Consider the following 26645-nt stretch of genomic DNA (forward strand, 5'->3'; position numbering starts at 1 on the left):
TAGTAGAAGTTATGTTAACACAAATAATAAACGGACAGATACTCACACCACAGGGATGGCTGAAAGATGGTTCTGTCCTGATCAGCGATGGTAGAATACTGGAAGTCACGAACAGCGACTTGGCTGTGATCGGTGCTACTATAATCGATGCCAAAGGTATGTATATCATTCCTGGTTTCGTGGCAATGAATATACATGGTGGCGGTGGTTATGATTTTAAAGAATGTACGAAAGAAGCTTTCCACGGGGCAGTGAACGCCCACATGAAATATGGTGCAACTTCTATTTTCCCGACATTGTCTCCGCTCCCAATGACAGAAGTTCAGAAAGCTGTAGCCTTATGCGAAGGCGTAATGGCTGAAAAAAACAGTCCTGTTATGGGATTACAACTGGAAGGACCGTATCTGAATCCGAAGATGGCAGGTAGCTTATTGACGGATGCATTGAAAAATCCGGACCCGGATGAATATAAATCGTTACTGGAAAGTACGACTTGTATTAAACGTTGGGATGCGAGTCCTGAATTGCCGGGGGCATTGGATTTTGCCCGTTATGTCCGTTCAAAAGGTCTTTTGGCTGCCGTCTCTCATACGGAAGCTGAATTTGACGATATTAAAGCGGCTTATGAAGCGGGCTTCACTCATGCGGCTCATTTCTATAATGCGATGCCAGGTTTCCATAAGCGTCGTGAATATAAATATGAAGGAACGGTAGAAAGCGTATTTCTGGAAGATGATATGACGGTAGAAGTGATAGCCGATGGTCGGCACTTGCCTTCAACGATCCTGCGTCTTGTTTATAAGCTGAAAGGTGTGGAATGTACTTGTTTGTCTACTGATGCATTGGCTTATGCTGCCAATGGTGGAAAACCAGTCGACGATCCCCGTATTATCATAGAAGACGGCGTTTGTAAGTTGGCCGACCATTCTTCATTGGTAGGAAGTATTGCCACGATGGATGTGCTGGTTCGTACGATGGCTCAGAAAGCCGGAGTACCTTTGGCTGACGCAGTCCGTATGGCTTCCGAAACCCCGGCCCGCCTGATGGGTGTAGACGATCGCAAGGGTTCTTTGCAACGTGGTAAAGATGCCGATATCGTTATTCTGGACCGTAAGTTGAATGTCCGCTCTGTTTGGTCGATGGGACATTTGGTGGAAGGAACGAATACATTGGCGTAGTACCGATTTATAGGTAAATAGATATTTTTGATGGGATTCTTTAATCATTAATTGTTTGAGAATTGTTATATTTGTAGTTCAAGTAAAAAAGTTGTACTAAATCGTAATTAAACATGAAGACGAACCTTAGTTCTCAAATTACCCTGACGCGTATACCGCTCAGGTATTACCGTCCGGAAAACGCTTACGAGCAATCAGTTTTGACTCGTTTTGAAAAGATTCCGACAAACATCTATGAATCGGCAAATGAAGGTTCTTTCGCGATCGCAAAGGAACTGGCATCACAAATACGCAAGAAGCAGGATGCCGGCGAGCAGTTTGTTCTGGCCTTGTCCGGTGGACGCTCTCCTCAGAGTGTCTTTAAAGAATTAATACGTTTGCATAAGGAGGAGCAATTGAGCTTCCGTAATGTGATTGTATTTAACGTATATGAGTTCTATCCTTTGAGTGCATCGACGAACAGTAATCTGACTTACCTGAAGGAATCGTTCCTCGATCAAGTGGATATCGATCCGAAAAATGTTTATTCGCCGGACGGTTCCATCCCTAAAGATGACATCTTTGAGTTTTGCAGACAATATGAACAACAGATCCAGGTTGTAGGCGGTATCGATTATATCCTGCTGGGTGTCGGTCATGCAAGTAATATCGGTTTCAATGGTCCGGGTTCTTCTGCAAATGTAGGAACTCGTTTGGTGTTGCTGGATAACGATGCCCGTAAGGAAGCAGCCAGAACATTCAAGTCTATCGAGAATGTTCCTGCCAGCGTAATCACCATGGGTATTTCTACTATCTTGCGTGCTAAGAATGTTATATTAATGGCTTGGGGTGAAGATAAAGCCCGTATAATTGCTAATACAGTCGAAGGTAAGGTTAGCGAAGCGGTTCCATCTACTTATTTACAGAATCATATGAATGTAAAGGTAGTTATCGACCTGTCTGCTGCTTACGAACTGACAAGAATCAGCCATCCCTGGTTGGTTACGAACTGCGATTGGGATAACAAATTGATCCGTCGTGCTATCGTTTGGCTGTGCCAGTTGACTGGTAAACCGATCCTGAAGCTGACTAATAAAGATTATAGCGAACATGGTCTGGGTGAACTGTTGGCATTATATGGCTCTGCTTATAATGTAAACATCAAGATATTTAATGATATCCAGCACACAATTACCGGTTGGCCCGGTGGTAAGCCGAATGCAGACGATACTAATCGTCCGGAACGTGCTACTCCGTATCCGAAGAAGGTGATCGTGTTCAGTCCGCATCCCGATGACGACGTGATCTCTATGGGTGGTACGTTGCGTCGTTTGTGCGACCAGCACCACGATGTACATGTCGCTTATGAAACATCCGGAAATATTGCCGTAGGCGATGACGAAGTAATCCGCTATTGCGAATACTTGCGTGATGTTTGCGATAAATATTCTCCTAATGATACAGCGGTTAAGGATAAAGCAGAAGAGATCATCAAATACCTGCGTTTCGAAAAGGTAGAAAATGGCGAACCTGAAAAGAAAGACGTTTTGTTTATGAAAGGTACTATCCGTCGTGAAGAAGCTCGTCATGGTTGCCGCTATTCAGGAGTGAAGGATGAAAACGTTCATTTCCTGGATCTGCCGTTCTACGAAACAGGTCTTGTTAAGAAGAACGATCTGGGTGAAGCCGACGTAGCTATCGTAAAGAAACTGTTGCAGGAAATCCAACCGGACCAGATGTTTGTTGCCGGTGACCTGGCTGACCCGCACGGAACACATAAGGTTTGTCTGGATGCGGTATTGGCTGCTATCGACGAACTGAAAGACGAAGAATGGCTGAAACATTGCCGCGTTTGGATGTATCGCGGAGCATGGGCGGAATGGGAAATGGACCACATCGAAATGGCAGTTCCTATCAGTCCGGAAGAATTACGCTTCAAACGTAATGCGATCCTGAAACACCAGTCACAGGCAGAAAGCGCACCGTTCCTGGGTGACGACGAACGTTTGTTCTGGCAACGTGCTGAAGATCGTAACCGTGCTACAGCTGAATTGTACAAGGAACTGGGGCTGGCTTCTTATGAAGCAATCGAAGCATTCGTACAGTATATGATTCCGTTTGAGAAATAAGAATAGTATTCTAAAAATAGAGAAGGTATCCTGAAAAGGATACCTTCTTTTTTAATTAATAGGTTGTACCCTGGAAAATGTTTGATTGAGAGTATGGGATCAAGGTTCCGACCATAGTCAAGTTTCTTCCTGAGAAGTTCGGGTCTACTGTAACAGTGGCCCGGTTACTACCGTTCATAAGAACCAGATTGACGGTGGCGGAGATGAAGATACCCTGTACGCTCATGGACAGGTAAACGTTACCGTCTTTATCCTGTTTGCTCTGTATATTAGATGCGCTACCCTGTACGGTAACACCACCTAAACCATTAGGACCTGGATACGGAGAGTTGGAAGCGATCTGAACCATTGCCTGTCCGTCGTTCAAAGAGACGAAGTTTGTGTTAGAGTTCACATAGTAAACCATTCCGTTCATTGGTTGTACGGAGTTAGCTTCCAAGACAAAAGACTGGTCAGTGATAGCTTGCAGGGCTGTGTTGAATTCCTGTTCGTCCATGACGGCATCTCTTGCTTCTCTAGCTTCTTTCTTTTCTTTTCTTTCTAACTTTTTCTCTGCTTTTTCTGCGGCTTTACTCTGAGCCTGTACATGTGTCATTCCCCCCATAACTAGAGTGAAAACGACGATAAAAGATACAATTCTTTTCATACGATTTAGTTTAAAACGTTTTCAAAATGTAATAAAAAAACAAGCAAAGGGGAAAAAGGTTTCTGGCAAATAAGCGAATACATATACTATAACATTCTATCAGAGTTATTTGGTTAATCCTCATATTTATTAAAGAAACTTTTATATAATAGCCGGTTAGGAGGCTTGTCGGCTAGGTATTCAGCAAATTATCCAGTACTTTTGTAGGTATGTTGAAGTTAAAAACGAGAAGATATGAAGATAGATGTTTGTTTCTCGCCGGCCTTGTACCCAGTATATCATAACCCGGAAGCGATTGTCGTAGTAGTGGATGTGTTTCGTGCAACGACGACGATGGCGGCTGCTTTTAAGAACGGAGTATGCAGTATCCGCCCGGTGGCAACCGTGGAAGAAGCGAAGGAATATAAGGAAAAAGGCTGGCTGGTAGGAGCTGAGCGTAATGTGAAGCGTTGTGATTTTGCGGACTTCGGTAACTCACCGTTCGACTATACTCCGGAGATGGTTTCAGGCAAAGATATCATCTTTACAACAACGAATGGAACGCGGGCTATCACGATTGCCCGATCGGCATACCGTGTTGTAACGGGCGCTTTTGTTAATCTGCAAGCGGTGGCTGACTATTGTCTGTTTCATGGGCGTGATGTTGTGGTTTTGTGTTCCGGATGGCAGGATAAAGTGAATATAGAAGATACCCTGTTCGGTGGTGCTTTGGTAGATGCCCTCACTTTTACAGGCAAATACGAACCGGCCTCTGATGCCGCAATCATTGCCCGCGATATGTGGATGAATAATAAAGAGGACCTGATTGCTTATCTCGATCCGACCGACCATATGGCCCGCCTGAAAGCAAACGATCTGGCTGATTCAGTACCTTACTGCCTGACACCGGATAGTGCAATTGTTGTGCCGGAATTGGTGATAGAAGGGGATACCTTGGTTTTGAGAAGAGTGGTTACGATTTAAATAAATAGAGGAAAAACAGAAAGGAATGGCTACGATAAATAAAATACGTTTCGGAGTAGTCGGAACGAACTTTATAACAGACTGGGTGATTGCCGGTGCACGGGAGGATGAGCGTTTTGAATTGGTGGCAGTCTATTCGCGTACCCAGGAAACGGCGGATGCTTTTGCCGCCAAACATCAGATACCTTATACATTTACATCTTTGGAGGAAATGGCGCAGAGTCCATTGATCGATGCGGTATATATTGCATCACCCAATTTTCTGCATGCTTCACAGAGTATCCTGTGTATGAAACATGGCAAACATGTATTATGTGAGAAACCTTTCGCCTCCAATGTGAGAGAGGTAAAGGAGATGATTGCCGCTTCCCAGGAGTACAACGTGACGCTGATGGAGGCAATGAAACCCACGCTAACCCCAAACTTCCGGGCCGTACGTGAGAATATACATAAGCTGGGGACGATACGCCGTTATTTCTCTTGCTATTGCCAGTATTCATCGCGTTATGATAAGTTCAGGGAAGGTATAGTATTGAACGCTTTTAAGCCGGAGTTGTCGAACGGTGCGATGATGGATATTGGTATTTATACGTTGTACCCGATGGCCGTACTGTTCGGTCGCCCGCAAAAGGTGGAGGCGACAGGTGTAGTCCTTTCTTCAGGGGCAGACGGGCAAGGGGCAGTTAATTTCGTGTATGAAGGGATGAATGCAACTATCCTTTATTCAAAGATCGCTAACTCCTATCTGCCTACGGAGATACAGGGTGAGGAGGGAAATATCAATCTGGATCGTATAAATATAATAGGAAAGGTTACTTATACCCCTCGTATTCCGGCGGGTGCAGGAAAGACTGCTGTTTCTGAGCCGATAGATATAAGTGCAGTGACAGATAAGAATGAATATTATTATGAGGTGGCAGAGTTTTTGGATCTTATACAGGCCGGAAAACGTGAGTCGTCTATCAATAGCCATGAGAATTCATTGATTACCCTGGAGATTATCGACGAGATACGGAGGCAGTTGGGAGTTGTTTATCCGGCGGATAAGTAGTGGAGGGGGATTCACTATTTGACAGAATTGAATGTTACTTTTCTCTTGACAGAAAAGTAACCAAAAGTTCAAGGCTGCACCTGCTTCGCTGCTCCGGTGAAAGACTACGCTGTCGTCTGCGAACTCGCTTCGCTCAAACAGCGCAGTCTCCTTACGCTTCGTCTTTCCCCTTCGCGGACGCTCACCCGCCGAAGGCCTTTCAGAGAACGCAAAGCGTTCTTTGGGGATTGCCGATACCGACACCTTTAAAACAGGCGCTATCGGCCATCCTAAGAGGAAGCTCCGCTTCCTATGAAAGGCCTCAGCTGGCGAGCGTAAAGCGCAGCAGCCGTAGAGAGCGCCCGGAGCATCCGCTGTTTGAGCGAAGCGAGTTCGGAGGCGATAGCGAACGCAGGATGCGGAGTAGCGAACCAGGTGCAGCCTTGATCTTTTGACTACTTTTGGATCAAGCCAAAAGTAGGTTCAATTATTTCTAATAATTATTCTTACCCCTCTCTCAAAAAATACTTCGCCAGGAACTTCCAGTTCTCATGAATGATCGCTTTCCCACGTTCCGGGCTATGCAAGCTTTTGGTCTGTGCATCGGCTAGCATACCTCGTTCTTCGAGCGCTTTCAACAAATCCATGCTGCAATGTTTGACAATGAAGAAGCCGAGACCTTGTTCGGAAGCTTTCTTTTCGTCGTAGAAGGGATTCGCTTCGTCTTTGATGAATTCGATACCGTCTACTAAAAGCTGTAATCCCTCTTTGGGCGAAGCATATACGGCAAACTTGTCGAATTCGATGCAATCTGCCAGCGGGGTATATTCGCTTTCTTCCAGTTTCAACTGTCCGGAGGCGAAGTCGATGAATTCCTGCTTGCTTTTCATGTAAAAGAGTAGTTTGCCGTCGGCGATCTCTACGAATTTCTTATAGATATTTTTGTTGCTTTCTTCCCGTTCCTGAATAGCTGGATCGACAAAGCTTTCTGCACTTTCCGCACTTTCAACGAAGAAGGCATGGTTCGGGTGTGTTTCCGGCAGGATCAGCGACAACCATTTCGGTGACGTGTAGGCCAGGAAGGCAGTCCGGTCGATATATGACATCGAGTTATGGATGGCCATAAGCGCTTCGGTATTATTCCTGTTCTCCGGGCTCTGGCTCCAGTATTCTTTAAGTGTCTCACTCAAATTAAACTTTGCGTCGACGGACAGGTAACTGTCGTAATGGAACCAGTGCAATAGCGGAACGTATTGTTCCGGTGTTTCGTAGGATGTTTCCGGAGCGAAGAGCATCTGCATCTTGGTATTTTCGGGAGCGGTAGTCCATTCCTGGCAAAACAGTTGGTAGATGAGGCGTGCCGTCTCTTCGGTGGTAGGGTTATCCGGGTTGACAAAGGTACCCTTTTTTACACCATGATACTGTTGGAGATAATGCCAAAGGAGGAAACGGACGTCCTCGAAGTTGGCTTCATCGTCGTAGTAATGGTCGCTGACGGTATAAAAAGGGACATAGTTGCCTGTCAGTTCTTTATACTGTGTGATGAATGCCCGCCAGATATTCAGGCCGGAGATAACATCTTCGAAGTAAGCAGCCATACGCATACTAACCTGTATCGCATCTTCCTTTTCGAAGGAGTTTACCAGGTCGGTATGTTCCATTATTTCGTGTATCTGGTTGGCGATACGTGTATAATAAAGGTCGGTAGGGCCGGATTGTTTATAGGGATGCAGTTGCAGCCAGTCTTTCGGATAGATTTTAGTGTTCTTCATATAATAACATTTATGTCTTATTTTAATAAAGGCACAAATGTAGTAAAAATTCGATAGCGATATGCGTTTGTGTGTTTCTACTGAAAGATATTTTAAGAAGGGATTAGTCTGTCTTTCATGTGTTGTCAATGAATTGTAATAACCGTTATCGCATTGTCATACTTTTTAAATTTAACTGAAATATTCCACCTCTACTTTTGCGGCAAATAAATGTAACAACAAGTAAAGGAATGAGAAATAAGCGTGAAAAGAGAGGATTATGGATGCTGGTCCTCCTGCTGTTTGGAAGTTTTCTTGCGCTGACAGTCCAGGCACAAACAGGTGTTATCTGTGGGACTGTAACGGATGCTAAATTTAAAGAACCATTGATCGGGGCGACCGTATCCATTGAAGGAACGACTATCGGAGCTATTACAGATATAGACGGGAATTTCCGTATTGAAAAGGTACAGCCGGGGAAATATATTTTGCAAGCTTCCTATGTGTCTTATAAAACGGAAACGATCAAGGATGTGGCCGTAGTGTCCCGTCAGGAAACCGTTTTGCGGATCGAACTGTCGGATGCCGACCTCCAGTTGCAGAATGTCGTGGTTGTTGCCCAACGGAAACTGGGAACGGAGACGGCTGTATTGAATACGGTACGTAAAAGTCTTCCCGTTGTAAGCGGTATATCCGCCCAGCAGATCAGTAAGACGCAGGACAGCGATGCAGCCGAGGTACTTCGCCGTATTCCCGGTATCACGATCGTGGATGACCGTTTTATCGTAGTCCGCGGTCTGGCACAGCGTTATAATAATGTATGGCTGAACAATGCTACCACACCGTCGAGCGAGACGGATAGCCGTGCTTTTTCCTTCGATGTATTGCCTTCGTCGCTGATCGATAATATGATGATCTATAAAAGTCCGTCGGCTGAACTGCCTGCCGATTTCTCAGGTGGTTTCGTGCGATTGATGACGAAGAATGTGCCGGAGGGTAATACTTTCAATATCTCTTATCAACTGGGCTTTAATACGAATGCCACTTTCCATGACTTCCGGTTGACGAAAGGGCATGCGATCGACTATCTGGGGTTCGGTGCCGGTAAACGTGCGCTGCCTTCCGGTACGCCTGCCCATCTGAACGATGTAAACCCTTCGGATGCTGCCGCCTTTACTCGCCGGGTGAATACGGGTTGGGACATCAGCCATTTCACTGCACTGCCGGAACAGAAACTGACCTTTACAATGAACCGCCTGTTCAATATCGGCGATTGGAAGGTCGGAAATATCACCAACGTGAATTATAGCACGGGATACGATTATTACGAACTGAAGAATAACAACTACTTGTCGTATGATATGACGAACGACCGGTCGTCTTACCGTTACAAATACGACGATGTGCAATATAAGAATACGACCAAGCTAGGCGCTTTGTTTAATTGGTCTTTTATGAAAGGAAACACAAAATATGAGTTCCGTAACTTTTTCAATCAGCGCGGTTCATCTTCCCTGACACAACGTCAGGGTACGGATTATTATTCGGAAGAAAATATTCGCAAATGGGAATCGCTCTACACCGGACGTACCACCTATGCCGGTCAGCTGGCCGGTGAGCACCGCTGGAATGACAACGTCGACAAGGTGGACTGGACGGCCGGTTATGCCTATGCAGCCTACAACGAACCCGACCGCAAAGTGGTGAAGTCGATGGAACGTAAACAGGATGGCGAACTGAAGTATTACGTATCCGATCCCACCCGCTATTATCAGGATCTGAAGGATAACAGCTTTTCCCTGGCAACCAACTACGAGCATATCTTTACCGTGTCCGATCTGTTCAAACCGACCTTGAATGCCGGTGTATACGGTGAATACAAAAAACGTAATTTCGATGCCCGTCGTTTTGTCTACAACCTGCTGGGTAACGGATACAATCGCTTCGCCGAATGGGATTACAGTTCGATCTTCTCGGACGAGAATATCTCCGCCGACCGTATTTATATGAAAGAGAGTACGAACAAAAGCGACTCTTATACCTCCGATAATCTGTTGGGAGCGGCTTATGTGTCTGCGAAGCTGAATTACGGGGAGAAGTTGAATGCAAATGTCGGTGTCCGTATGGAGTACTACCAGTTGAAGCTGGACGGTTACGAGTCGGATGGTATTAAACCGGTGCACCTCGATCAGAGTTCGACCGAGTTCTTCCCTTCCCTGAATGTGGCTTACAGCCTGACGGACAAGCAGCAGGTGAGGGTGGCGTATGGCCGTTCGGTGAACCGTCCCGAGTTCCGTGAGGTTGTTCCCTATGTGTATTACGACTTTGCTCTCGATGCCAATATCACCGGAAATGTAGATTTGAAGAATGCGTATACCAATAGTGTGGATCTGCGTTACGAGTTTTATCCTTCCCCCGGCGAGACGGTGACGATAGGCGGTTTTTATAAATACTTTGCCGATCCGATCGAGCAGACCTACCGTGAGGCGGGGTCGGGTTTGCAGTATACTTATCACAATGCCGATCATGCCAAAGCGTTCGGAGTGGAAGTGGATATTAAGAAGCACCTGGACTTTATCGGGCTGAAAGACCTGAGTTTCGTATTCAACGGTGCTTATATCCATAGTAAAGTATATTTCCCTGAAGGCTCTTTTGAACGCGACCGGGCCATGCAGGGACAATCGCCTTACCTGATCAACACAGGACTTTTCTATCAGAATGACACGAAAGGGCTGTCGGCTTCGGTTCTTTACAACCGGATCGGCAAGCGTATCGAAACGGTGGGCGTACCGGCGCAGAACTCGAACGACGATATCCCCGACATCTATGAGATGCCCCGTAACTCGCTGGACCTGAGTTTCTCGAAGAAGCTGGGTAACTATGTGGAACTGAAAGCCGGTGTCAAAGACTTGCTGAACTCGAAGATCGAGTATAAACAATTCCTGGAACTGACTGATGCGGACGGAGCGAAACGTGAAGTGGAACAATTGGTCCGCAGTTACCGTCCGGGAGTAACCCTCAACGTGGGAGTATCCGTTAAATTTTAATTGAAATCACTTATACAAACTAAATTGGTTTTATTATGAACAAGTTTTTATTGAAAGGTGTGGCTGCCATGTTATGTATGGCCACAATGTTTGGAAACGTAGCTTGTAGCGACGATAACGACGATCCGGCAAAGGTGAGTGTAACTGCGGTTGCCCTCGACAAAACAACCTTGTCGTTAAAACCGGCAGCAACAGCTAAGCTGGCTGTAACGATCACTCCATCTGAGGCTACAACAAAAACAGTGACCTGGACTTCTTCCGATGATAAAGTGGCAACTGTGAGTGATGGTACTGTAACGGCTGTCGCTGTGGGTACCGCCACGATTACTGTAAAAACCGACGATGGCGGTCTTACTGCATCCTGTGCTGTGACGGTGTCTGAAGATGCTCCGGAAGGCAAGGATGTGGTATTGCAAGGTGAGATTAAATCCGATATGACTTTGAAGGCTATAGATAACAACCTGTTGAGCGGTTTTGTATACGTAACCGACGGGGTTACGCTAACCATCGAGCCGGGTACGGTTATCAAAGGAGAGAAAGCGACTGAAGGTTCACTGATCGTGGAACCGGGTGGCAAGATTATTGCTGAAGGTACAGTTGAGAAACCGATCGTCTTTACTTCCGACCAGCCTGCCGGTTCGCGTACTTATGGTGATTGGGGTGGCTTGATCCTTTGCGGTAATGCGCCTGTTAATGCAACTACCAAACCGCAGATCGAGGGTGGCCCGCGTACTACATACGGTGGTAATAAGCCTGAAGATAACTCTGGTATTGTGAAATACGTGCGTATCGAGTTTGCCGGCTATCCGCTGGAACCGAACAAGGAAATCAATGGTCTGACCTTAGGTGGTGTTGGTAGAGGTACTACACTTGAATATATTCAGGTCTCTTATTGTGGCGACGATTCTTTCGAATGGTTCGGTGGTACGGTGAATGCCAAACACCTGATAGCCTACAAGGGTTGGGATGATGAGTTCGATACGGATTATGGTTATAGTGGTAAGTTGCAGTTCCTGTTGGGCGTACGTGACCCAAAAGTGGCCGATACTTCCAAGTCTAATGGTTTTGAGTCGGATAACGATGCGAATGGTTCAGGTAATGAGCCGTTGACCAAACCGATCTTCTCAAATGTAACGTTGATCGGCCCGTTCTATGGCGAGTCTGCCGGTAAAGCGGAAAGCGAAATTCTTTATACAACGGATGATGCTGCCAACGGTGCAAAGGGTGGCCAGTTCCAGGCTGCTATGCATATCCGTCGTAATTCTGCCCTGAATGTATATAACTCTGTATTCACCGGCTGGCCTTATGGTTTGTATCTTCAGGGTGCGAATGCAGGTGCTACGGTTAAGAACGTGATCTTTGCCGGTATGTGGGAAAACTTCAAGGATGATGCAAGCAAGAGTTATTTCGAAACAACCGGCCTGAACAATCAGGTGTATGCTTCCAGCAACGATCTGATAGCGAAAAATGCAGATTATTCTTCTGTTGTGGTGGATAAGATCGGTGGTGCAGAATTCTCTGATGCTGTTTTGTCCGACAGCTTCTTCGACAAAGTGACTTACAAGGGTGCTTTCGACGGAACAAACGACTGGACTGCCGGTTGGGCTAACTGGGATCCGCAAAACACTGCTTATTAATTTACTTCTGTTGCTTATCGTAATTTTAAAATAATGGAGGAGGGGCCGGAATATGTAACAGTTTCCGGTACCCTTTCCCTGTATTAGGATGGTAACAATAATAAATACATGCAAATGATAAAGAAATTATTACTGACTTCTACACTGGTTGCCGGCTCTGCTCTGGCTATTCATGCACAGGATCTCGTCCTCAGCGAAGGACAATATTATACGGATGCCACACAAACCACTCCATACACCGGACGTTACACCGAATTCTACGATGACGGTATGTTGAAGATGGAGCTGTTTCTGAAAGATGGCCGCCCCGAAGGCACATACGTTATCTATTATCCGGACGGAAAGATTGCCGAAGTGCGTTCTTATTACCACGGTGTCTTCCACGGGGAATGGCGTACTTATAACGAAAACGGACAGTTAGTGGGGCTGGCCAGTTATAAAGATGGGCAGAAAGACGGTCCTTGGCGTATCTGGAATGAAAAGGGAGTGCTTCGCTTTGAAATGTTCTATACCAAAGGCAAAAAAAGCGGTGTCTGGCGTACCTGGAATGATGAGGGAGACTTGTTGACGGAAGAGAAGCAATAACTAACTGTCATACTATCATTTTTGACTTTGTGAGTATTGAAATCTAATACTTACGAGCTATGATAGTTCGTGTGATAGTTCCATTTTCAACTATCATACTATCATAAAATAGCTTGACAAAACTGACTGGGTATATGACTTATTTTCAGTAAAGTAGGGACTTCTCTTTTTTGAGACCCGGGTGTAAAGGGTATTGGGACCCGGGTCTTAGCATCGTTCAAATCCGGGTGTAAAAGGGCCTGAAAAGGGGATCTCAAGTAGAAGGATAAGTAGTTTTCGTGAAAATAATGGCCATATTGGGGCTAAAGATGTAGGGTACTATTGGAAAACAGTAGGCATTTGATCGTTTTTAATCCCCTTTTTTGCGATGCATTACCTCTAACAGGTCATATGATAGTTCATGATAGTTGAATGATGGTTAAAACGGACAACTATCATAGATATATTTATTGATATTCAAAAGGTGTGCTGAAATTATGATAGTCAGATAGTTGATTTTGAAAACATTTAATACCAACATCCAAGTCTCAATTGACAGTTAGACTTCGCGCTCGAACATAGAAAGAATTGAGCTATTATAGCAGGATATGAGCTTATGTGCCCACCGGCTAACTGTCCTTAATAAGGCAGGCTTAGTTACAGGTTTATTTGCCGTCAGTTTTAACTGACGGATCAGTAAATGATCTATTTCTCTGGACTTTAGTCCCCTTTTAAACAGTCTCTTTATTTACAGAGAAATGTGGCTAAAGCCAAAAAAGGAGAAACAACTTGTAATCCGTCAGCTAAAGCAGACGGCAAATGAACCTGTAATGGCGAAGTCTCTTTGATAAGGGGAAGCTTCAATGATTGCTCCTATTTGACAATAACTGAAACATTCAAACCTGTCAAATAATGAAACATTCATATCTGTCAATATCCAAACCTTATTCTTCCCCTTCTTCCGGTCCGAAATCAAAATCAAAATCAAATCCGTCGCCTGCCGGGTCAGTAAACTGTTCCAGTTCGCGGCGGTCTTTCTTTGTCGGGCGGCCCATGCCTCTGGCGCGGTCTACAAAGCCGGAGATACGATTCATTTCCAGTATTTCGTATTGGTCCGGAGTCGTTACATTCTCCATATAGTCGGGAACCAACTTGGCACCCATGCGGCGCTCTGTTAATGCCAGCACTTTGAAAGAGAAGGTGATAGGCGGTTTACGAACCTGTATCACATCGCCTACCTTTATCATACGCGATGCTTTTACATTTACGCCTCCAATCATTACCCGGTTCTTTTTACAGGCTTCGACTGCAATGGTCCGGGATTTAAAGATGCGGACAGCCCACATCCATTTATCTATTCGTACTTCGTTCATAACTTTTTCTGTTGACAATTCAGTTGACCGATGACAAGCGACAGTTAATTGATGATAGGAGTGTGGAGCCTTATCTGTCTACTGTCACTTGTCAACTGTCAACTATTTATTATTGTATTGGTTCATAGTGTTCTGTACACCAGCCAGGCAAAAGCTTTTAATGATCTCTGCTGCACGTTTCATTTTTTCGGGCATAATCTCCAACTCTTCGGGTGGGAATTTCCCCAGTACATAGTCGATCTGTCCTCCGCGGGGGAAGTCGCTTCCTATACCGAAACGCAGACGACAATATTCCTGTGTGCCGAGAAGCTGCTGTATATTCTTTAATCCATTGTGACCGGCATCGCTTCCTTTGGGCTTCAAACGTAAAGTACCGAAGGGGAGAGCCAAGTCATCTACTACTACCAACAGGTTTTCGACAGGAATGTTCTCTTTTTGTAACCAGTAACGGACTGCGTTACCGCTCAGGTTCATGAACGTATTCGGTTTGAGCAGTATCAGTTCACAGTTTTTTACCCGCATCCGGGCAATCGCTCCATAGCGTTGTTCCGTAAAGGGGACGCCGGCTTCTTCGGCCAGGGCATTTACGACACGGAAACCGATATTGTGACGTGTCCCCCAATATTCAGGGCCGATATTACCGAGTCCGGTTATCAGATATTTCATAATTCTTACATTTATAATAATAAAGGGAAGAACATTCAGCTGAATATCCTTCCCTTTTATTTTGTTATTAAAGCCGGACCTTCCTGGGAACGACCGGAAACTTTAATTGACTAATTAGTTCGCTTTAGCCTGAGCACCACGAGCGGCACGAGTCAACTGAACGGCGCAAACAACAGCGTTCTTTGCATTCATCAGTTCCAGACCTTCGAAGTGTAAAGCACCTACCTGCATAGATTTACCTAAGCCCAGGTGATCAACGTTGATAGTCAGTTTTTCAGGGATCTGAGTGTAAACAGCTTTTACTTTCAGCTTTCTCATACGCAATGTCAGCTTACCACCGGCTTTAACACCTTCAGCGTGACCAGTCAGAACAACTGGAACTTCCATAGCTACCGGTTTGTTTTCTGAAACTTCCATGAAGTCCATGTGTATGATTGCGTCAGTTACAGGCTGGAACTGGATGTCTTTAACAACAGCCATAGTTTTTGTTCCGTCGATGTTCAGTTCTACAGCGAAAATTTCCGGAGAATAAACCAACTTACGTACACTATCAGTTGTGATTGTGAAGTGAGTTACTTTTTCGCCACCGTATAATACAGCAGGGATTTCCTGATTTTTACGCAAAGCTTTCAAAGCTCTTTTCTGATCGGCAGAAGTAGCAGCTACTTCTCTTCCTTTTCCTTCTAATTGGAATGTCTTCATTTTCTTAATTTTTTGTGTTACTCAAAATTAGTTTTTATGCTTCCTAATTTCCCATCACACGTACGGGGGTTAAAAGCGGTGCAAAGGTATGTTTTTTATCAATATGTTCCAACTGTCCCCTGTATATTTTTTTTATCCAGTAAATTATGGGAGCGGAGCAATGCTTCTGTATCGTCCCAGAGTTTACTTTGTGCCGGATGATTCAGGATATGTTCCGACAGTTTTTTCTCTTTGCAGTTGGCATAGCAGCAGCCGCTTTTGCCATTCACATCTTCCGACAAGGCAAGGTGTATGGCTGTTGCCGCTCCTTGCAGCGGGGTTTTGATGAAAGGGCGGAACAGAATATCTGTCAGCGGGTCGAACCAGGCATTCATCGTGATCATATTTGTACTAACGATACCGGGATCGGAGGCATTGACGGTGATTCCTTTTTCTTTTACCCTTTTTGCCAGTTCGCGCGTAAAGAGTAATAAGGCCAGTTTCGTATTTCCGTACACCGATATCCGGTTGAAACGTCCGTTCTTCCCTTTGGTGAAAAAGTCGGATTCTATTTTACCGATGGCGTAGGTGCAGGATACCGTATTGACGATGCGGGTTCCTTCATGCATCAGGGGAAGCAACAATCGGGTAAGTAGGTAGGGACCGACATAATTCACACTGACGATCGTTTCCAATCCGTCTATCGTTGGGCGGATGTCAGTGGTCAGGACTCCGGCATTATTCATTAACCGGCTGACCGGGCGGCCTTCCGCCAATATTTTTTGTGCGAAAGTATAAACGGATGATAAAGAGGAGAGGTCTATCCCACGGACCTCTATTTGTTCATTTCCACTTTCTCTTTTTATACGTTCGCAAACCGGGCGTGCTTTCTCTGGTTCCTTGCACGCCATGATGATCTGAAAACCGTCTTTAGCCAGTGCCAGGGTAATCTCTTGTCCCATGCCACCGTCGGCACCGGTTATAATGGCTATTCCTTTTTCCATTATTATTTATACTCCAGTTTTTCTATTTCTTTGACAATACTTTTAGGTAGATTCTGCATATGTTTATGGCAAGCCATTTCCAGCGAATACATGCGGGCAATGCAGTAGTTACTGTGTCCGCAATCGCAACGGGCCTGCTCGTCTTCTTTCATACGGTTGACGAATGCCGGATCGTTCAGGAGTGCACGTGCCATACTGACAAACTCGAACCCTTTTCCCAATACTTCATCTATCTTTTCCCGTGAGATAAGACCGCCGACATATACAAGAGGCATTTTCAGGGCTGCCCGGAACTTGAGAGCATCTTCCAGGAAATAGGCCTCTTTGAACGGTTCGGTCGGTATCATCAGGTGACCGGCCATTCTTACGCCGAGGGGTAACCAACCGGCCGGCATATAATGTGTCATTGTGCGGATAGGCATGGCTCCCCGCATGACGTACATCGGGGCACGGCTTACAAATCCACCGCTGAGTATCAGGGCATGTACGCCGCATTCGTTTTGCAGGGTACGGGCCACTTCCAGTGTCTCGTCGATTTCCATCCCGCCTTTGAAGCCGTCACGCATATTCGTTTTAACCAGGACTGCCATATCGGAACCGGCCGCCTTCATTACTTCCTCCATACACATCTTCATAAAGCGCATCCGGTTTTCCAGACTTCCGCCGTATTCGTCTTTCCGGTGATTGGTATAAGGCGAAAGGAACTGGCTGATCAGGTAGCCGTGTCCGGCATGTACTTCTACTGCGTCCATTCCGGCTTCGCGTGCCAGATGAACGGCCTGCCCGAATGCTTTGGCCATCGCGGCTATCTCCGATTGTTTCATACCCCTGACAAAAGTAGGTGAGTAGAGATTGAAGCCGCTCGATGCAGAAATAGGGGTACATCCGCAAATATTCTTATGAGACATGTTTCCGCAATGTCCGATCTGTATGGATGCGGCAGCCCCTTCTTTATGGATTGCATCGGTTATCTTTTTCAGTCCCGGGATGATATCGGGACGTAGCCACAACTGGCGCTCGAAAGAAAGTCCGCTCTGTGTAACGGCTGCATAAGCGAGTGTCGTCATACCAATCCCTCCGGCAGCAACAGAGGTATGGTAATTATACAGCATTTCCGACGGGGCGTTTCCCGGGCACATACTTTCGAAGGCAGCCGCACGTATCGTACGGTTTCTGAGTGTTAACGGGCCAATCGTGGCGGGGGTGAATAGTAGAGATTCTTTGTTCATTGTATAATCAGTATATAAATGGAATGATCCGTTTTCTGTTTCCTACTTCCTTTCCGAACATGGTTTTGTATTTGTGCCAGATGGTATTGGCACGAGGCACGAGGTTCGCGAATGTCCACCAGGCGAACAAGGCACCGCTGGCACTCCAGGTCAGGATCGCAAAACCACACCACTCTACCAACTCTCCAAAATAATTGGCTGAGGTGACGTAGTTGAACATACCTCCCTTCGGAAGATAGTGGTTGGTGTCGCCCGGTTTACGCAGGTGACGAACGATATAGTCGGAACGCCAGTTGATATACATACCTGTAAAGAAAAGGATTGTTCCGATAATAAATTGAGGAGTGCATAACCAATCGATTGAATACATACTTTCGGGAGAGAGGTAAAATATCCACATGCCCTGTATATATCCGTTCAGCAGGTTGAATACGATACCCATGGTCATGATCCCGGCCGGCATCTTACTTTTTCCTTTGATCAATAGAGGGAAGATGAATGCCCGCTGTAAGTAATGCAGTTCAAAGAAGAGGAAGAAGAGTAGGGGAACTGTTTCAAATTGTCGTCCGGACTGGCTCCATAATAGAAGCATGACCAGGAAAACCGGAGCTTCCATACATATCCAGGCGATCTTGTTGGAGATGGGCTTCCCCCATTTCTTATCGAACAACATGCCGTATCCGGCTTCTACAAAATAGAGGGTGATGAAAACAATAGCGGCAATCACTGCCATTGCTATTAGTAATATATTGAAATATTCGTTTGTCATGCCTGTGTAGCTTTAGTCATTAGTTTGTATCCTTTTCCATGTACGTTCTCGATCCTGATAGTCGGGTCGGCTTTTAGCAGGTGACGTAGTTTGGTGATATATACATCCATACTGCGTGCATTGAAATAACTGTCGTTTTTCCATATCCTTTGTAGTGCGGAACTTCTGTCGACCAGTTTGTTCGGGTTCTGACACAATACTTTGAGAAGGTCCGACTCTTTGGTGGTCAGTTTCTTCTCTTCTTCTCCTATGGATAACGTTTGTGTATGTGTGTTGAAGGAGAAAAGGCCGAATTTGTATATAACGATCGGTTTTTGCTGATCGGAGACAGATCGTTTCATTATTGCATGGATGCGGGCCTGCAATACTTCCAGGCTAATAGGTTTCCGCATCAGATCGTCTGCTCCTATCTGGTAGACTTCTACGATATCTTCTTTGGTCGGAGAATTGAATAAGAAGATCAGTCGTGTTTCATTCCGTACGGCTTTGAATGCAGCAGCCAGCGTGATTTCTTCCTTATCGGCGGATACATCCATGATACAAAGGTCGGAGCCAACGGTACAAAAGAAATCGTAGGCCTCTTCAGCCTGGGAAAAAGTTTCAGTGACATATTTATCAGTCTTCAGACATTCTTTGAATAATGTTCCCAAGTTTTCGTCTTTAGTAAAAATAAGGATCTTAAGGTGTTTGTCCATTGTAAAAAAGATTCTATGCTTCTTCGTGAGAAGCTTTATAAAGGTTATATCTTTCGAATACAGCCTGTTTTAATTCTTCGAAAGTACAATCCAACGCGCGGTTGGAAATACAAATAGGTGATCCGTAGTATTGGAGCCTTAGCTCCATGGAACGTTTTTTACTACGTGCGGGTTCACGGTCAATATATTCGTTCGGATTTTTGACCTTTAACACAATGTATTTGCGTTTCAGGTTGCTAATATCGTCCATAACTTTGATATTTTCAACCTCTTTCCATAAAATAGTACCAAATCTGTTTCCGGTGGATATGTCATTAACACCTTCTTCTGAAATATAGATAGCTGTAAATTTTTCCCGGGTGAGGTAATAATAGCTTATGCAACAAAACACCGTAGTCGACAACGAGAAAAATCCAACCAGGAGAAGGAGGAAACGTCCTTCGCCCAACTTCAGCTCGTGAGAGAGTGTAAGGGAGCCTATGCCGATCAGGGCAGAGAAGAGGGTTGTAAGGAACAACCCTCTCTGCTTTTTCCTGCTCAATTTAAATGTTGTTACAGAAGGTGTATTCATGTGTATTTAAATTGTTTTTTCAACATTCCATACAAACGCACGCAAACCTTGTGCTTCCGTTTGCATATCCATTTTATGCAACAGATCGAGGAAATAATCTACTTTTTCATCTTCTACCATAGCCAGTATGGCAGAGTTCAGAGTAGGCCAGGCGTGACTACCGTAATGAGGTTCGCCATTTTTGCTGCCACGGCCTTGTACTTCATCCCAATAGGTGAAGCCACGGATGTTGTTACGATCCATGACGCTTAAAATCATTTCGTAATAGGCTTGATTGAATGATATGAATATAGCTTTCATTGTTCTTTCTATTTTATGTTATAACCGGGAACTCAGGGTTCCCGGTTTCTAAGTTTTATAATTGTTCCAGTTGGTTCAACTTGGCGATCTTACGACGACGACGTTTCACTCCGTTACCGGCAAATACACAATATACTACCGGTACGATAACCAGCGTGATCAAGGTGGAAACCGAAAGGCCCCAGGCTACTGTCATACCCATCGAACGCCACATTTCAGCACCTTCACCGGTTCCGATAGCCATCGGAATCATACCCAGTACGGTTGTCAATGTAGTCATCAATACGGGACGGAGACGAGACTTGCCGGCTGTTACGGCAGCAGTAAGAATACTCATACCACGTTCGCGGCACAGAATGGTGTAGTCGATCAATACGATACCGTTCTTAACAACGATACCCATCAACATGATCACACCGATCAAGGCCATTACCCCCAGTGGCGTTTGCGTGATCGATAATCCCAGGATAACGCCTGTAAAGGCAAACGGGATGGAGAACATGATCACGAACGGGTCGGTCAACGACTCGAACTGGGCGGCCATCACGATGAACACGAGAATGATGATCAATACCATCAATACTCCCAGATCCTGGAAGGTATCCTGCTGGTCTTCGAATGTACCTCCCAGCTGCCAGCTGACTTCACTCGGAATATCCATCTTTTTCAGTTCGCCACGTACGGCTGTTACCAAGTCGCTTAAAGCAGCACCTTGACCAACAACGGCAGAAACGGTGATGATACGTTCACGGTTCTTACGTTCGATGGTAGGCGGTGTCATACGTTCTACCACTTTACCGACATCGCGGATACGAACTCCCTGTCCGGCATTGTTGTAGAGCATGATATTCTCGATATCTTCGATAGACTGGCGGAACTCCGGAGCATAGCGTACCTTGATATCGTACTCGTCACCGTCTTCACGATATTTGGATGCGGTAGAACCGTTAATACGGTTACGCAGGAACAAAGAAGCTGTTGCTACGTTCAGTCCGTTCATGGCCAGTTTCTCGCGGTCGAAGTCCACCTGGTATTCCGGGATATAATCCTTACGGCTGATATTTACCTGCGAACAGCCTTTCAATGCTTCCAGGCGTTTTGCCAGATCGGCAGCTACGGCGTCGGTCTTGGCAAAGTCGAAACCGTAGATTTCGATATCCACGGCATTTTCACCACCCATGGATCCGGACTGGCCTCCGGCCAATACTTTATACTCTTTGATCTCCGAGTAATCGGCCAGGTCTTCACGCATCATGTCACAAATTTCGATAAGACCTCTTTCACGATCTCCGACACTGCTCAGGTTGATGTTCATTTCGATGATGTGCGAACCGTTATCGCTCAACTGTGCAAATGTATTGTCGGTATCAGCCTGTCCTTCGGTGAAGTTCAGTACCAGAATTTCCGGATATTTTTCGCGGAACTGTTTGTCTATACGTAGAGCCAGATCGCGTGTTATTTCCTGACGGGTACCGATCGGTAATTCGATAGTAATACCGATACGAGCATTATCCTGAGTCGGGAAGAACTCTGTTTTTACGGTCGGTATCAGCAGCATACTACCAATGAACACCAATGCAGCACCTGTGATAACCGTTTTACGGTGGCGGACAGCCCAACTCAGGAAACGTGAATAAGCGACATCCAGTGCATTCAGTGCTTTTTCGATCGGAGTGAAGAACAATACATATAAACGGCCTTTCTTCGGATCGAGACGTAACAGCTGAGAACAAAGCATCGGGGTCAGTGTCAAAGCACCTACGGTAGATACGATCATAATGATACTAACGATCCATCCTAACTGTTTGAAAAGGATACCGGCCATACCTGTAACCATAGTCAACGGCAGGAATACAGCCAACATGGTCAGCGTAGAAGCGATTACGGAAATAGCCACCTCATTGGTTGCATGTACTGCCGCCTGTTTCGGTTTACTTCCCCGCTCAATATGCGTCGTGACGTTTTCCAATACAACGATGGCATCATCCACCACCATACCGATTGCTATGGATAGTGAGCTCAGGGAGATAATGTTCAATGTATTTCCTGATGCCAGCAAATAAGCGAAGGCGGCGATCAATGAGATCGGGATAGTCAGGATAATAATGAATGTCGCTCTCCAGCGTCCCAGGAAGATAAATACAACCAGCATTACGACAATGAAGGTGATCATGATTGTTTCCTGCAAGCTGTCGATCGTATTCAAAATGTTTGTCGAGGTATCGACAATTACCCCCAGTTGTACATCCGAGGGTAAACTGGCCTGTATTTCCGGAAGCTTTTCGTGTACCTTCTTGGCTATGTTAACCGAGTTGGCACCGGATTGTTTCTGGATAACGATCATACCTCCCTTACCACCATTGTTGAAGGTTTCCTGGGCACGTTCTTCCACGTAGTCTTCTACCCGTGCAATGTCACGCAGGTACACATTTCTGCCGTTGTTGCTGCCTACTACCAGGTCGAGCATCTGTTTGGCATCGGTAAACTCACCCTGTACACGCAGGGTGTAGGTGTTCGAACCGATATCGATACTACCCCCCGGGGTGTTACGGTTTTCCTGGGCGATGACCGAAGAAACGCCTTCAATAGTCAGGCCGTAAGCCTCCAGTTTGTAAGGGTCGCAATATACCTGAACCTCACGGATCGGTGCTCCTGAGATAGATACTGCACCTACGCCACTGATACGTGCCAGCGGGTTCGATACTTTATCGTCCAGTATCTTATATAAGGCGTTGGTACTTTCCTCTGCTGTCACTGAAAGCAACAGGATAGGAATATCGTCGGTACCAAACTTAAAGATGATCGGATTCTCCACATCATCCGGCAGAGACGACTCAACGACATCCAGCTTATCCCGGACATCGTTGGTCGCGACATCGATATCGGTTCCGTATTCAAATTCCAGAGTAACGATAGAGATGTTTTCGCGAGACTGTGATGTGATGTGCTTCAGGTCACTCACACTGTTCAACACGTTTTCCAATGGCTTGGATACGTTCATTTCAATATCTGTGGCACTGGCTCCGGGATAGGCCGTCATGACCATGATCATATTGGTCTCGATCTCCGGCAGCAAGTCTACTGATAATCGGGTTAGGGAAAAAAGCCCCATAATTACCACTGCCACAAACACGAGGGCGGTGGTTACCGGCTTTTTGACCGCTGTTGCATATAAACTCATATACTGTTATTTCTTACTTGTCAATTTCTACTTCCATTCCATTAGTCAAACGGTTCTGACCGGTTATTACCACCTGGTCTCCGTTCTCAACGCCTGATATAATTTCGTATTTGTTACCCATACGACGTCCCAGTTCTACCTTCTGGTAAGATACTTTTCCATTCTTGTATACATAAATGTAACGGTCGCCTGATCCGGACTGTTTAACAATGGCCTGATCGGGGCTGACAACGTGATTTTTGGTACCGAAGTTCATTGTTGCACGGGCAAACATTCCCGGACGTACACGTTCGTCTGTATTTGCTATCTTGATCTCGACAGGGAAAGTACGGCTTGTTGCATCGATGGTCGGGTAAACCAGGCTCACTTTGCCTTTGAATACTTCGTCGCCGTAAACATCCAGTTTGATATCTACTTCATTCCCTTTCTTTACTTGGGTGAAATAACTTTCGGAAACATTCACGAACAGTTTGACCGGACGAATCTGTTCGACGGTAAAGATCGGATTTCCACCGCTATACATATCACCGTTGTCATAATTACGGGCAGTCACGATACCACTGATCGGGCTTAGTAACTGGGTGTTCTCCTGCAGGTTTTTGTAACTTTCACGGCTTATATCCAACTGGGTTTTCTGAGCATCCCAGGCTGATTTGGATGCACCGCCCACTTTATATAGTTCGTCGATACGCTTGAACTCCACTTCCTGATTGTCCAACTGGACTTTGGCTTGTTTCAGGTTGTTGGCATCCATTTTGACCAATAGCTGGCCTTCTTTCACATGGTCGCCTACTTCTGCAAACAGTTTCTCAATACGGACCGGCGACTGAGGTGCTATATTATTCTTTATATTTGCCTCCACAGTGGCTGTAAATTCTGCTATCTGGTCTACATCCTGAGCTGATACCTGTTCTATTTTCACTTTCACCTTTTCATCAACGGTCTGGGTTGTTGCGTCTTTCTTCTCACCCGAGCAGGACATCAGCAAGGCTAACGTAACGAGTGGTACAACTTTCAGCATTTCACGTGTTTTCATATTGTAAACTGTTTTTATTTTTATTCTCATTGCTAGTTAATTAGTAATTTTGTTGACCCAGAACTTTCTCCAGTTCTGATTTAGCTACCATATAATCGTATATGGATTGATTGAAATTCAACTTCGATTGCGTGAGTGCCAACTCGGCATCATTCATTTCCAACAGTGTTCCGGCACCGGTGTCATATCGCTTTTGGGCGATAAGATATCCGCGGTTTGCCTGCTCCACCCCTTTTTGCGCTGCATCGAACTTCTTGATGCAAGTGTTCATATTATCCATATATTGTTTGATAGACAGTTGCAGGTTGCGTTTTGTGTCTTCGCGCTGTAAGTCCATCTGTTGCATGGATACCTGTGTCTGTTTGATCTTATGATACTTGCTTCCTCCCGAAAAGATAGGAACAGTCAGTGTTACACCGATCATTGAATAAGGGTTCCATTGATAGTCCCTGAACTTGAAATTGTTATTCATGGATGTCCATTGATAAAGACCGGTCAAAGACAGTGTAGGCAGATAATCGAATTTCTGCATCATTAAGGTCTTCTTTAGCTGTTCGGCCTGCAAGTCGATCTGTTTCAAATCCGTGTTTTCGCAAAGTGTCGTGTCGGTCGATAAGAAATCTGCGAATAATTCCGTTTCATAATCAACCAGTGAACCTTCACAATCGATCTCTATTTCCAGGTCCATTCCCAGTAATGCTTTCAGTTGCCATTTGGCAAGTGTTAATGAATTCAATGCCTGTAGCATATTGGGTTCGCTGTTTTTTACAGTTACATCGGCACGGATCAGGTCGTATTCGGCAACGGTTCCCTGTTCATATTTCTTCTTGATATCCAGGTAGTTCTCCATCGCATTGTCGTAGCTGTCTTTAAATACACGGTATGAATCGTTTGCCAGCAATACATTATAAAAACTTTTTTTTACCTGGTTCACCATAGATATTTTGGATGAACGCGCTTGTTCTACCGATAATTCGACATCCAAGGCCGATATACTCAGACTTTTCCATAAAGAGGCATTAACCAACGGCATCGAAGCGTTAAATCCGAGACTCCAGTTGTTATCGCGTCCAACTTCGATCCCTTTACTCATATCCGGAACTTCTGTTCCTTCGGGAACTTCCGTACTTCCCATATCGAAGCCGTCCATATACATAACCTGTTTTTTCAGTGTCCTATTGTAGTCGGCTGCAAAATTAATCTGGGGGAACAGGGCGGCATATGAACCCTTTTGTGCATACTTTTTCTTTTCGATTTCTTTGTCTGCAACTTTTACGGTTGGGTTCTCACTCAGCGCAATCTCCAGCGCTTTACTCAGGTTCAGCTTCAGGACATCCTGTGCCTTGGCTGAGGTAAAGGCCAGAGATGGTAGCAACATCAAAACTACCCACATCATCTTTTTCCTAACTAATACTCGTTCCATTTAAACTAGATTTGATTTTGAATATAATACCTATTATAATTCTCTCACAATAAATTCTGTGATTGTTTCAATGCGTATCTGTCTAATATTGCAAGACCTTTTTCTGTACATATCCCACGTAAGAAAGTAAATAAGACGGTCTTGTAGACTTCCGATACAGAATGGTTCAGGAATGCACCTGTGGGGCGTATCATTTTGATCTGTTCTTTTGCCAGCAGGGTTACGATTTCAAAATTTATACCTTTCTGAAAGACTCCTTCTTTTACTCCTCTGGAAAAAAGCTTCATACACTTCTTTGAAAATTCCGCTTTATTCTTTTCATTTAATTCCAGGGCCTTCGGATATCGTTTCAGATCATCATAGAATTTCCGGTTATACCATCGGGGACGCTTCATGCATTCTTCATAAAATAAGATGATCTCTTCTACAACAGAATAGGGACCTTCTTCCAGCTCGATCAATACCTGCTTCATCTTTTTGTGATTGTATTCGATACTTTTCACCAGAAGAGTTTCCTTATCTTCGAAGAACTCATAAATTGTGCGCTTTGATATCCCCATGTTACGGGCAATATCATCCATGCTCACACTTTTTATTCCGTGTTGCGAGAACAAGTCAAGCGCAGTCATCATTATCTGTTCTTTATTCATATATATTTTTTGTATTCTCGATAATTATGTACGTTGGCAAAGGTCTACTTAATTTAGAAAACCGAAAAGGTTTATTCCGTTACATGATTGGTTTGAAACGAAATCTCATAGGCTTTAAAGAATCTTTATCGGTTGAAATTATG

Annotated in this window: 22 protein-coding genes; 7 read left to right on the forward strand and 15 right to left on the reverse strand. The window is 45.1% G+C overall.

Going from position 1 to position 26645, the window contains the following annotated elements; all coding sequences use genetic code 11:
- Nucleotides 1–11: 11 nt before the first annotated feature.
- Both nagA and M1P97_RS08820 read left to right on the forward strand, forming a co-directional pair.
- The gene (gene nagA / locus M1P97_RS08815) at nt 12–1178 is read left to right on the forward strand and encodes an N-acetylglucosamine-6-phosphate deacetylase (RefSeq protein WP_249388841.1); all 1167 of its coding nucleotides are present in this window, start codon (nt 12–14) and stop codon (nt 1176–1178) included.
- 113 nt (nt 1179–1291) lie between these two features.
- The gene (locus M1P97_RS08820; RefSeq protein WP_195371991.1) at nt 1292–3286 is read left to right on the forward strand and encodes a glucosamine-6-phosphate deaminase; all 1995 of its coding nucleotides are present in this window, start codon (nt 1292–1294) and stop codon (nt 3284–3286) included.
- 55 nt (nt 3287–3341) lie between these two features.
- Here M1P97_RS08820 and M1P97_RS08825 read toward each other — a convergent pair whose 3' ends face one another.
- Nucleotides 3342–3932, reverse strand: a complete 591-nt coding sequence (locus M1P97_RS08825) for a DUF4251 domain-containing protein (protein WP_195371992.1) — start codon at nt 3930–3932, stop codon at nt 3342–3344.
- 234 nt (nt 3933–4166) lie between these two features.
- On the opposite strand from M1P97_RS08825, the gene M1P97_RS08830 reads away from it, so the two are divergent.
- Both M1P97_RS08830 and M1P97_RS08835 read left to right on the forward strand, forming a co-directional pair.
- Complete coding sequence (locus M1P97_RS08830; protein ID WP_249388842.1) at nt 4167–4895, forward strand: 2-phosphosulfolactate phosphatase; 729 nt, start codon at nt 4167–4169, stop codon at nt 4893–4895.
- Nucleotides 4896–4920: 25 nt separating this feature from the next.
- Entirely contained in the window at nt 4921–5946 is a 1026-nt protein-coding gene (locus tag M1P97_RS08835) for a Gfo/Idh/MocA family protein (RefSeq protein WP_249388843.1), read from the forward strand.
- A 485-nt stretch (nt 5947–6431) separates the two neighbouring features.
- On the opposite strand, the gene M1P97_RS08840 is transcribed toward M1P97_RS08835, so the two are convergent.
- The gene (locus tag M1P97_RS08840; protein WP_249388844.1) at nt 6432–7697 is read right to left on the reverse strand and encodes a DUF3843 family protein; all 1266 of its coding nucleotides are present in this window, start codon (nt 7695–7697) and stop codon (nt 6432–6434) included.
- Nucleotides 7698–7927: 230 nt separating this feature from the next.
- On the opposite strand from M1P97_RS08840, the gene M1P97_RS08845 reads away from it, so the two are divergent.
- From M1P97_RS08845 to M1P97_RS08855, 3 genes are all read left to right on the forward strand, one after another.
- Entirely contained in the window at nt 7928–10723 is a 2796-nt protein-coding gene (locus M1P97_RS08845; protein ID WP_249388845.1) for a TonB-dependent receptor, read from the forward strand.
- 35 nt (nt 10724–10758) lie between these two features.
- Nucleotides 10759–12360 carry an Ig-like domain-containing protein gene (locus M1P97_RS08850; RefSeq protein WP_195371997.1) on the forward strand — a complete coding sequence of 534 codons (1602 nt, stop codon included), beginning with the start codon at nt 10759–10761 and terminating at the stop codon, nt 12358–12360.
- A gap of 114 nt (nt 12361–12474) precedes the next feature.
- A complete protein-coding gene (locus M1P97_RS08855; RefSeq protein ID WP_195371998.1) occupies nt 12475–12945 on the forward strand; it encodes a toxin-antitoxin system YwqK family antitoxin in 471 nt (156 codons plus the stop codon).
- Between the two features lie 923 nt (nt 12946–13868).
- On the opposite strand, the gene M1P97_RS08860 is transcribed toward M1P97_RS08855, so the two are convergent.
- The 13 genes from M1P97_RS08860 to M1P97_RS08920 form a co-directional block, all read right to left on the reverse strand.
- Nucleotides 13869–14297, reverse strand: a complete 429-nt coding sequence (locus tag M1P97_RS08860) for an RNA-binding S4 domain-containing protein (RefSeq protein WP_129735435.1) — start codon at nt 14295–14297, stop codon at nt 13869–13871.
- Between the two features lie 102 nt (nt 14298–14399).
- The gene (gene pth / locus M1P97_RS08865; RefSeq protein ID WP_195371999.1) at nt 14400–14963 is read right to left on the reverse strand and encodes an aminoacyl-tRNA hydrolase; all 564 of its coding nucleotides are present in this window, start codon (nt 14961–14963) and stop codon (nt 14400–14402) included.
- A 114-nt stretch (nt 14964–15077) separates the two neighbouring features.
- Nucleotides 15078–15665, reverse strand: a complete 588-nt coding sequence (locus M1P97_RS08870) for a 50S ribosomal protein L25/general stress protein Ctc (protein ID WP_195372000.1) — start codon at nt 15663–15665, stop codon at nt 15078–15080.
- A 98-nt stretch (nt 15666–15763) separates the two neighbouring features.
- The gene (locus M1P97_RS08875; RefSeq protein WP_249388846.1) at nt 15764–16648 is read right to left on the reverse strand and encodes an SDR family oxidoreductase; all 885 of its coding nucleotides are present in this window, start codon (nt 16646–16648) and stop codon (nt 15764–15766) included.
- Between the two features lie 2 nt (nt 16649–16650).
- On the reverse strand, nt 16651–17877 hold the full coding sequence (locus M1P97_RS08880) for an NADH:flavin oxidoreductase (protein WP_195372002.1): 1227 nt from the start codon (nt 17875–17877) through the stop codon (nt 16651–16653).
- Between the two features lie 7 nt (nt 17878–17884).
- A complete protein-coding gene (locus M1P97_RS08885) occupies nt 17885–18646 on the reverse strand; it encodes a DUF1295 domain-containing protein (RefSeq protein ID WP_195372003.1) in 762 nt (253 codons plus the stop codon).
- The gene (locus M1P97_RS08890; RefSeq protein WP_195372126.1) at nt 18643–19341 is read right to left on the reverse strand and encodes a response regulator transcription factor; all 699 of its coding nucleotides are present in this window, start codon (nt 19339–19341) and stop codon (nt 18643–18645) included. The genes M1P97_RS08885 and M1P97_RS08890 overlap by 4 nt, the downstream gene beginning before the upstream one ends.
- Nucleotides 19342–19354: 13 nt before the next feature.
- Nucleotides 19355–19912 (reverse strand): STM3941 family protein, encoded by a 558-nt coding sequence (locus M1P97_RS08895; protein ID WP_195372004.1) that lies wholly within the window; start codon nt 19910–19912, stop codon nt 19355–19357.
- Between the two features lie 6 nt (nt 19913–19918).
- Complete coding sequence (locus M1P97_RS08900) at nt 19919–20212, reverse strand: PG0541 family transporter-associated protein (protein ID WP_195372005.1); 294 nt, start codon at nt 20210–20212, stop codon at nt 19919–19921.
- A 55-nt stretch (nt 20213–20267) separates the two neighbouring features.
- Nucleotides 20268–23393: an efflux RND transporter permease subunit gene (locus M1P97_RS08905; RefSeq protein ID WP_195372006.1), complete on the reverse strand. Its 3126-nt coding sequence runs from the start codon at nt 23391–23393 to the stop codon at nt 20268–20270.
- 13 nt (nt 23394–23406) lie between these two features.
- Nucleotides 23407–24429, reverse strand: a complete 1023-nt coding sequence (locus tag M1P97_RS08910) for an efflux RND transporter periplasmic adaptor subunit (protein WP_195372007.1) — start codon at nt 24427–24429, stop codon at nt 23407–23409.
- 40 nt (nt 24430–24469) lie between these two features.
- Complete coding sequence (locus M1P97_RS08915) at nt 24470–25825, reverse strand: TolC family protein (protein WP_394803890.1); 1356 nt, start codon at nt 25823–25825, stop codon at nt 24470–24472.
- Nucleotides 25826–25896: 71 nt separating this feature from the next.
- Nucleotides 25897–26502, reverse strand: a complete 606-nt coding sequence (locus M1P97_RS08920) for a TetR/AcrR family transcriptional regulator (protein WP_195372009.1) — start codon at nt 26500–26502, stop codon at nt 25897–25899.
- Nucleotides 26503–26645: the final 143 nt, after the last annotated feature.

Source organism: Parabacteroides leei (assembly GCF_023369805.1).
Lineage (GTDB): Bacteria > Bacteroidota > Bacteroidia > Bacteroidales > Tannerellaceae > Parabacteroides > Parabacteroides leei.